This is a genomic window from Vibrio sp. 10N.222.46.A1, from assembly GCF_041473595.1.
GTDB lineage: Bacteria > Pseudomonadota > Gammaproteobacteria > Enterobacterales > Vibrionaceae > Vibrio > Vibrio tasmaniensis_A.
The window spans coordinates 1-2,000 of record NZ_JBFRSN010001035.1 but is presented as its reverse complement, the minus strand read 5'-3'; the positions used below and the strand labels follow the sequence as shown (position 1 = coordinate 2,000).

The 2,000-nt window shown below is 39.8% G+C and carries 2 protein-coding genes; one reads left to right on the top strand and one right to left on the bottom strand.

Annotation, left to right across the window (positions count from 1 at the left end):
* Positions 1 to 798, top strand: a 798-nt coding sequence (locus AB4496_RS23415) for an alkaline phosphatase (RefSeq protein WP_372132152.1), incomplete at its 5' end; no start/stop codon positions are given.
* A gap of 292 nt (positions 799 to 1,090) precedes the next feature.
* Here AB4496_RS23415 and AB4496_RS23410 read toward each other — a convergent pair.
* Positions 1,091 to 1,528, bottom strand: a complete 438-nt coding sequence (locus AB4496_RS23410) for a hypothetical protein (RefSeq protein ID WP_102257911.1) — start codon at positions 1,526 to 1,528, stop codon at positions 1,091 to 1,093.
* Positions 1,529 to 2,000: the final 472 nt, after the last annotated feature.

Here is a 2,000-nt window from a genome sequence, read left to right as displayed (position 1 = left end):
GGCGAACGTACTCAACCAAGTTTGAAAGAGATGACACAAAAAGCCCTCAACATCTTATCCAAAGATGAAGACGGCTTTTTCCTAATGGTCGAGGGTGGCCAAATCGACTGGGCGGGACACAGTAACGATGCCGGCACTATGCTGCATGAACTGCTCAAGTTTGATGAAGCGATCCAAACTGTGTATGAATGGGCAAAAAATCGTGAAGACACGATCGTGATTGTGACCGCAGACCACGAAACAGGATCTTTTGGATTCAGCTACTCTTCTAACGACCTACCAAAACCACAAAAACGTTCTGGTGAAGCCTTCGCCGACCGCGACTATGCACCTAACTTCAACTTTGGCGCATTCGATATTCTTGATGGTTTATATAATCAAAAGCAAAGCTACTACGGCATGATCAGCGAATTTCAGAAGTTGGATAAAGCGCAGCAAACACCTGAAAAACTGGCTGAGATCGTCAACAAGAATAGTGAGTTCCCTATTACAGCTGAACAAGCGAAAAACGTATTAGCGAGTAAGCCGAACCCATACCGATTGGCTCAACACAAATACTTATCGGCAGAAGAAGTGCCTGCTATCAACGATTTCGATGCATTCTTCCCTTATAACGACCGCGGAAACTTGCTTGCTCGTGAACAGGCAACAAGTCAAAACATCGTTTGGGGTACAGGTACACATACTCACACACCAGTGAACGTGTTTGCTTGGGGCCCAGCAGAGAAAATACTGCCCGTTTCAAAAATCATGCACCACTCAGAACTGGGTGAGTACATTAAACAACAAGTAAACTAGCCTGAATCTTTTTTACTCGTTTTACTTAGCGCCCTACGGGGCGTTTTTTGTTTTAAGCCTTTAAGTTAAGTAATTAAGTAATTAAGTAAATTTAGGCGACGCCAAATAGCAAAACAGCCGCTCAAGAGCAGCTGTTTTTAGAATAACTAGCGATTTGGGTGATTCAAGATGTGGTCTTATAGAGCAATTCAAATAAAGTACATTAAAAACAGAAAGATACATTAAATAAAAAGTTAACATGGCGATAAAGTGGCGACAGTGTTCAATATGTAAGACTAACGAGTAATTGCACTCAAACGGCCAATTGTTTAAATTTTTCTAAATCTTGTACCGACTTATTAAGTATATAGTTTAATTCAAACAACATACTGATGTTCAGCTTCATATCATCTTTAATTTCTGTAATCTCAAAGAGTTGCCTTTCCTCATTAGGATTATTCTTAAAGTAGTCATTGATCCGTGACTGGCTATCTCGGTAATTTAAAAAAGGTTCGTGCATAGACATCAGTATCTCATTTATATCTAACTGCTCTAGTACATTAATCGCAGACTCATCCTTGCTCTTTCTTGATATCAAACGAAGTGAGTTTAAGGATTGTTTATAGTCCTTCTGAAATGGAATTGTCGCTTTATGCAATACACCGATTAGCCCGATTCCCGTAACAGACTCATCATGTATGGCTTGCTCTAAAGCTGCATTTATATCAAGTAATACACTCTCCAGTTGCAAAACATGCTCATATTATTTTCCATGGTAAAACTCATTCTTCCATTCCTTTGTAGACCTATACGAGATGTATGCTGCTCCAGCCGCTCCCATCCCTCCTAAGATGGAGCCCATTGAAGCAAGGGCGCTTACTGCTGATTCAGATACTTGTATATGAAAGCCAAAAATTAGTCCAACCAGAACTAGACACAACGCACAGATAAGTACCATCTAACTACCCCATTTAACTAAAACCAACAAATTCTGTAGTTTACACCTCTTAATGAGCAGACAAAATCCGCGTTTTTGTAGCCCCACTGTCTCCAACTTTATAATAAAGCCTTTCAGTTCTTCCATTGAAACAAATTGAAAAAATGTTTTTGCCTTAAAAACGCCTGCAAGCCTTATGCTACCTAGCTTAACGAGGCATGAATTTGATCCTTCAAAATCACCCCTAGATCATTAAAACAATGACAAAAAATAGAATAGCCTATAC